At 63.7% G+C, this 7,077-nt stretch carries 6 protein-coding genes; 2 read left to right on the forward strand and 4 right to left on the reverse strand.

Annotated elements, in window-relative coordinates:
- A complete protein-coding gene (locus tag ILT44_RS24605; protein WP_204242247.1) occupies window positions 1-261 on the forward strand; it encodes a hypothetical protein in 261 nt (86 codons plus the stop codon).
- A gap of 11 nt (window positions 262-272) precedes the next feature.
- On the opposite strand, the gene ILT44_RS24610 is transcribed toward ILT44_RS24605, so the two are convergent.
- The 3 genes from ILT44_RS24610 to ILT44_RS24620 form a co-directional block, all read right to left on the reverse strand.
- Window positions 273-1,163, reverse strand: a complete 891-nt coding sequence (locus tag ILT44_RS24610) for a LysR family transcriptional regulator (RefSeq protein WP_204242248.1) — start codon at window positions 1,161-1,163, stop codon at window positions 273-275.
- A gap of 246 nt (window positions 1,164-1,409) precedes the next feature.
- Window positions 1,410-2,372, reverse strand: coding sequence for a thioredoxin-disulfide reductase (gene trxB / locus ILT44_RS24615; RefSeq protein WP_204242249.1), 963 nt, complete (start codon window positions 2,370-2,372; stop codon window positions 1,410-1,412).
- On the reverse strand, window positions 2,372-3,382 hold the full coding sequence (locus tag ILT44_RS24620) for a mitochondrial fission ELM1 family protein (protein ID WP_204242250.1): 1,011 nt from the start codon (window positions 3,380-3,382) through the stop codon (window positions 2,372-2,374). The genes trxB and ILT44_RS24620 overlap by 1 nt, the downstream gene beginning before the upstream one ends.
- 177 nt (window positions 3,383-3,559) lie before the next feature.
- Between ILT44_RS24620 and ILT44_RS24625 the strand changes: the two genes are divergently transcribed.
- Entirely contained in the window at window positions 3,560-4,045 is a 486-nt protein-coding gene (locus tag ILT44_RS24625) for an Lrp/AsnC family transcriptional regulator (protein WP_204242251.1), read from the forward strand.
- A 35-nt stretch (window positions 4,046-4,080) separates the two neighbouring features.
- On the opposite strand, the gene ILT44_RS24630 is transcribed toward ILT44_RS24625, so the two are convergent.
- Window positions 4,081-6,591 (reverse strand): calcium-binding protein, encoded by a 2,511-nt coding sequence (locus ILT44_RS24630; protein WP_204242252.1) that lies wholly within the window; start codon window positions 6,589-6,591, stop codon window positions 4,081-4,083.
- Window positions 6,592-7,077 lie beyond the last annotated feature (486 nt).

Here is a 7,077-nt window from a genome sequence, read left to right on the forward strand (position 1 = left end):
ATGGAGCTGAAAAGAAAAAAGCCGGGCCAAAGGCCCGGCATAAAGTCGAGGTCCGACAAAAAAGTCAAAACCTTCCAGAGGGAACGGCCGACACGGCAGCGCCGGGAGGAAGAAAGCGATGCCGCGTTGAAATCAGCCACGGCTCATATCGGCCGCATCGTGCCTCTTTGCAATGCAGCATGCCTCATGAAAGGGCTGCATGGAACGCATGGCTCTCGTTACGTGAGCGACAAAGTCCAAAGAGACATCAAGCTCGGCTGAAAACTAACGGGTCAGAAGGTCCAGCGCTGGGCCTTTGAGATGAGAAAGTCGCGGAAGGCCTGGACGCGGGCGACGGAGCGCATCTCCTCGGCATAGACGAGGTAGCTGTCGAGGGAGGGCATCTCCACATCGCGCAGGATCTGGACGAGGTCCGGATTGCCCACGACCGCATAATCCGGCAGCACGGCAATGCCGGCTCCCGTCTCGACGGCCAGTTTCAGGGCCGTGATGTTGTTGACCACGTAATGATACTGGCGCGGCTCGCGGCCTTCCCGCCCGGCCGTCGCAAGCCAGTGCACGGCCATGAGATAGGAGGGCTGGTCGCCGCCGAAGGAGACGATCCGGTGCTCGTCCAGGTCCTCCAGCGTCTTGGGTTCGCCAAATCGCTTGATGTAGTCGGCCGACGCATAGACATGGAAGTGGATGGTGAAGAGCCGGCGCTGGATCAGGTCGGGCTGCGCCGGGCGGCGCAGGCGGATGGCCACGTCGGCCTCGCGCATGGCGAGATCCAGCTCCTCGTTGGAGAGGATCAGCTCGACCCGGACATCCGGGTAGAGATCCAGGAACTCCGCGATGCGCTGGGCCAGCCAGATCGAGCCGAGTCCGACGGTCGTCGTCACCTTCAGCTCGCCCGAGGGGCGCTCGCTCGTCTCGACGAGGCGGGCCTTGGTGGTCTCCAGCCGCATGCGCATGTCGCGGGCGGCCCGGAACAGCAGGTCGCCCTGCTCGGTGAGGATCAGGCCCCTGGCATGGCGATGGAAGAGGGGAGCCTTCAACTCGCGCTCGAGGGCGCTGATCTGGCGGCTGACGGCCGACTGGCTCAGGCCCAGATCATCACCGGCCCGCGTGAAGCTGCCCGCTTCCGCGACGGTGTAGAAAATCCGGATCTTGTCCCAGTCCACGGCATTCCCCTCGGGCCTAGCGCATCGTGCGGACCCAGAGGGCCGCGTCAGCGAAAAGTGGGTCAGGTTTTCCGACCCGGCGATGCGCCAGCCAAGAGAGGGAGCATCGAAACTGACCCCAAAAGTGGTGTCCACTTTTGGGTCCGATGCTCATGCTCCTGGCGCAAGGCAGCCTTTATCTCTGATGAGCCGCCGGTCCGATGCAACAGGAAATCGGCCTGAAGACTAACCAGTTGTTAACAAATTCTATTCGGCGGCTTCCTGGGTCGCCTCCAGGGCTGCCAGATAGCGCTCTGCATCGAGAGCCGCCATGCAGCCCATGCCTGCCGAGGTGACGGCCTGACGGTAGATGTCGTCCGTCACGTCGCCGGCCGCGAAAACGCCGGGGATGTTGGTCTCGGTGGAGCCAGGCTTGGTGAGCAGGTAGCCGCCCGATTTCATGTCGAGCTGCCCGGTGAAGAGTTCCGTGGAAGGCTTGTGGCCGATGGCGATGAAGACGCCGTCGGTCTTGAAGTCTGAGGTCTCGCCGGAGACGAGGTTCTTGAGCCGCACATGGGTCACGGAGGAGGGGTTCTCGCTGCCGCAGATCTCCTCGACGGCGGAGTTCCAAATCACCTCGATCTTGGGGTGCTTGAACAGGCGGTCCTGCAGGATGCGCTCGGCCCTGAGGCTGTCTCGGCGATGGACAAGGGTGACCTTGGACGCGAGATTCGCGAGGTAGAGCGCCTCCTCGACGGCGGTGTTGCCGCCGCCCACCACCACGACCTCCTTAGCCCTATAGAAGAAGCCGTCGCAGGTGGCGCAGGCCGAGACGCCGAAGCCCTGGAACTGGCCCTCGGAGGGCAGTCCCAGCCACTTGGCTTGGGCGCCGGTCGCGACCACGAGGGCATCGCAGGTGTAGGTGTCGCCGGAATCGCCTTCGAGCCGGAAGGGACGCTGCTTCAGGTCGACCTTGGTGATGTGGTCGGAGATCATCTTGGTGCCCACATGCTCGGCCTGCAGGCGCATCTGCTCCATGAGCCAGGGACCCTGGATCACGTCGGCAAAGCCCGGGTAGTTCTCCACATCCGTGGTGATCATGAGCTGCCCCCCGGGCTGGAAGCCGGAGATCATCACGGGCTCAAGCAGCGCGCGCGCCGCATAGATCGCCGCCGTATAGCCCGCCGGCCCCGAGCCGATGATGATGAGCTTGGCGTGAGAGTGGGCCATCAGGGAGTCTCCAGTGAAAAGGCCAGGTCCGGCAAGCCGAGGGCGCGGCGGTGGCGGCTCAAGCCCTGAGCGATGGCCTCCGCGACCTTGGGTGTTGAATTTAAGGGTTCGTAGGGCCCTCCTACAAGACGGCCCTCGAACGGATGCACAATTCCATGGCTTTTAAGCTCATCCATGTAAACATCCAGTTTCGGGTGGCCGCCCGAGGGCGTGAAGACCAGGATCGGGCGTCCTGTGACGGCGGCCTCGCCGATCATGTTGAAGGAATCCGCCGTTGCGACGACGAAGTCGGCCAGCGCCAGCAGGTCCACGTAAGGGTTCTCGCCCGTCCCGTCCCAGAAGAAGCCGCCATGCCGGGATGTCAGGGCGATCAGGGCCTCCCGCAGGGCGGCAGGCGTGCGGCGCGAGGCCGTCACCATGAGCCCGGCTCCGGTCTCGGCGAGTGTCGTCAGGTGCCCCGTAAAACGGGCGATGTCCTGATCCGTGAAGCGATGATGGCGGCTGTTGCCCCCGGCCAGAACGGCGGTGCGGGGATGAGGGAGACGGGCGAGGCGCTGGTCGGGCCGGGCGCGGGCGGCCTCGATCCGTTGCGCCGAGACCCGGTGCGGCGGCGTGAGGGTGGTGAGCACGTTCGGCCCGCGCAGGCGGTCGTAGACGGGAGACCAGATGAAATCGGCCGTCTCCGGCCCGGTGCGGGGATCCTTGAGGAACACCGTATAGGTCCGTCCGCCCGAGGCCCGCTTCACGAAGCGCAGATAGGCCACGGCCCGGCGGCCCGAGGCGATGAGAAGGTCGGGGAGGGGTGGAGCGAGAGGACTCCCGGCAGCTCCGGGCCGTTCCCGCGGGTCGATGGGGCCCCAGGGCATCAGCCACGCAAAGGGCGGCTTCGGCCTGACCCGACGGATCTCCGGAGTGAGGCCCAGCGCCTCCGCCACGCTCAAAGCCTGCAGCTCGTCCCCGGCCTTGCCGTCCGTCAGCACCCAGGTGGTGAGCACCGTCTCGTCGCGCAACATTCGATCAGTAAGCCTGTGGAGTTCATGAAGTTCGTTGCGACTTAATCGCCCGTCCTCCTTGTGCGGATCCTTTATACGGTCTAGTCAGCCAAGACGAGATTTTTTGACCTGATACCGCATGATCCGGGCGCTTGGCCGGTTTTCGCCCGCCCGATCGTGCCCTACGGAGTTACCGTGCGCGGACGCCTCGATTCCATCGACTGGGCCATCCTGAAAGAACTGCAGGCCGACGGCAGCATCACCAATGTGGAGCTGGCCCGCCGGGTCGGCCTGTCGGCGCCTCCATGCCTGCGCCGGGTGCGGGCGCTGGAGAGCGCCGGCATCATCAAGGCCTACCGGGCCATTCTCGATCCGAAGAATCTCGGCTTCGAGATCGTCTGCTTCGCCATGGTGCAGCTCGACGTCCAGGGCAAGAAGGAGCTCAGGGAGTTCGAGCAGCGGGTGAAGGACTGGTCCATGGTCCGCGAGTGCTGGACCCTCTCGGGCGACATCGACTTCATCATGAAATGCGTAGCCCCGAACCTGGCATCCTTCCAGGGCCTCGTCTCCGAACTCACCAGCCTGCCGAACGTGCGCAACGTCCGCACGGCGCTCACCCTCGATCTCGTCAAGGACGAGCCCCTGGTGCCGATCGAGGAAGTGGAGTCGGAGAAGGCCTGATCCGGCGGAAGCCGGATACACCTCCCGCAACAGTTTCAGATCACGAAGAAGTCGGCATAGGTGAGCTTGGGCTTGTTGGTGAAGATTGCGATCTCGATGGCCTTGCCGGCCTTGTTGCCATCGGCATCGTAGGACAGCACGCCGGTCTTGCGGTTGTAGATGAGATAATCGTTGGCGTCGTTCGGGGCGTCGAACTCGAGATAGGTCTTGGAGAGCTTCACCGGCTTCTCGAGCGAGCCCTTCTTTCCCAGCTTGGTGAAGAACGCATTGTCGAGATAGAGCGAGTCCCGGCGCGGATCGAAATCGGTGATCGTGTCGCGGTTGCTGCTCGACGGGCGCTGGTCGAAGACCACCACGTCCTTGCCGCTGCCGGTCGAGATCCGGTCGCGCCCGAGATCTCCGTGCAGCCGGTCGTCGCCGCCGGCACCCGACAGCGTGTCATTGCCGAGTTCGCCGAACAGGATGTCGGCCCCAGCGGTGCCGTTTTTCCGCAGCGGCGTTTTCTCACGCACGTTGGCGACGCTCACCGCGACGTCCTGAACATAGCTGCCGCCGAAGGCATCCTCGACCTTGACGCGCAGACTATGCGACGTCGCCTTTTCGTAATCGAGCTTGACGCCGGACTTGAGCTTGATCGTGTTGCCGGAGATATCGAAGAGAGCGTCAGACGCGTCGACGAGGGTGAAGGTGTGCTTGTCGGACGTGTCGAGATCGACCGTCGAGAGAGTGCCTGCCGTCGTGCCCGCCGCAGCCGTTTCCTGGATCGATCCGCTGACGGCGATGCTCTCCGGCGCGGAATTGATCTTGAAGCGCTGGAAGAACATGCCGCCGTCGGCATCTTCCTGCCCGGGCTGATCGCCGGCGCCATCCCAGCCGATAATCAGGGTGCCATCGGCGAGAAAGTCGATCGAGGACAGCCACTGATCGCCTGCAGTGGATGAATTGATCCGGATCTCGTCTCCGACACGGCTGCCGTTCCGATCGAAGACCTGCATGTAGAGGCCATCGCCGCCCTCGGCGTCCGGACCCTGCCACGCCACGACCCAGCTGCCGTTCGACAGCTCTCTGACGATCGGTTGACCTTGCTTGCCGTCAACCGTCGTGTTGACGCGCGTCTCCGAGCCGATCCTGGTGCCATTCCTATCGAAGACCTGCATGAAGACGCCTGAATCGTCCTCCTGCCCGGGCTGAGTTCCATTGCCGGCCCAGACGAAGACGAAGCGGTCGCTGTGTGCGAGCGACGCATAGTTGTATTCCGAAGGTGCTTCTCCCGCGGTCGTAGTCGCGATCCGGGTTTCCGATCCCACCTTGAGACCCGTTGCTGCATCGATCAGCTGGAAGAACAGGCCGCCATCGGCATCCTCCTGGCCGGGCTGGTCACCAATGCCTTTCCAGGTAACGACATATTTGTCGACGACGTAGCGACCGTCGGGAGTGAGCCTGTAGGCGACGTAGGGAATGATGGTGCTGTTCGGTATCACCCCATCGGTCGTCGCGTTGAGGCGGGTCTCGCCGCCGATCTTCACGCCGTTCGCATCGAAGCGCTGGTAGAAGAGGCCCTGGTTGTCTTCTTGCCCGGCTTGCGTTCCCCTGCCTCGCCAGAAGGTCAAGAAGCCGCCATCGGCAAGCGATTGGGAGGCCACTCGCACCTGGTCGCCCTCGGTCGAGGTCGTGACCAGCAGCTTCTCTCCTGAAGTGCCGTCGCTGTTGAAGATCTGGTAATAGAGATCGCGGTTCGTGGCGCTCGATCCCTCGTACCACGATGTCATCCATTTGCCGCCGGCCAGATTGCGGATGCTCGGCGAGCCGGCGACGTTACTCTCGGTCGCGGCAAGCTGTATCTCATCCCCACGCCTGCTGCCGTCGGCATTGAAGGCCTGCTGCCAGACGAGGCTCGAATCGGTGGCCGACCGATACGTCACGACCCAGCCGCCATCGGCGAGGGACGCCGAGGTGAATCCGGTCTCGTCCCGCCCGGCGACCGCCATGTTGACCCGCGTCTCGCCGGTGACGAAATTGCCGTTCACATTGACGAGGCGGAAGAAGATGCCCTGGTCGTCTTCCTGGCCGTCCTTCGTGCTACGACCGGCCCAGAGGTGGAGGGAGTTGCCGTTGCGCAGGAACTGATGGTTCCAATTCCCCGATCCGCCGGCCTCCGTCTCGTTGATGCGCAGCTCAGGTCCTGCCGCCCCGTTCGCGGTCAGGCTCCGCATGTAGAAATCGCGCTGGGGCGACGTTTCATCCGCCGCGACCTCCCAAACCGCGCCCCAGCGGCCGCCCGCAAAGCCGACCGCCAGAGATCTATCGATCACTCCGGTCACGGTCTCGTTGATGCGGACCTCGCTGCCGATCCGCTGTCCGTTTGCGTCGAAGGCCTGCTGGAAGAGGCCGCCGATATCCTCCTGGCCTGCTTGTGTGCCGTTGCCGCGCCATTGAAAAACGATGGTGCCGTCCGGCCGTTGAAACCATTCAGGCGCCCCTTGCATCCCGGATGTCGAGGTGTTGATACGGCTTTCCCCTCCGAGGCGGACGACATTGTACGGCATGGTGGAAGACCTCATGGACGCGATAGGGCGAAGTTTAAGCTAAGGTTATATACTTGCAAATAATTTTGTCTGACCACCTCAGATCTGCCGCCTGAACCTGCGCACGGGGTGTTGCGCCACCGCAATCGCGAGCCACCTCATCCGCGAGTGGATGAAAGATTGAGCGCGTTCGTCATCCCGGACGAGCGAAGCGAGATCCGGGATCGTCAGCCAGGGTGAGGCTTACGAACCTCGACCCCGTCATCCCCGCGCAGGCGGGGATCCAGAACCGCTGACGGTGCCGGACTGGTCCAGGGTTGTGGTTATGGATCCTGGGCTCTGCTGCGCAGCCCCGGGATGACAGTGCTTCACTGGTCTTGCGATCCCGGATCGGCTTTGCCGTCCGGGATGACGGCTGTGTCTGTCAAAGAGCCAGCGCCTTGGGGCCCGCAGCGTTGCGCTGCGAGCCTGATGGGTGATCGAGGGTGGCGCGACGGGCAGCCCGGC

The organism is Microvirga arvi, from assembly GCF_016892765.1.
Taxonomy (GTDB): Bacteria; Pseudomonadota; Alphaproteobacteria; order Rhizobiales; family Beijerinckiaceae; genus Microvirga; species Microvirga arvi.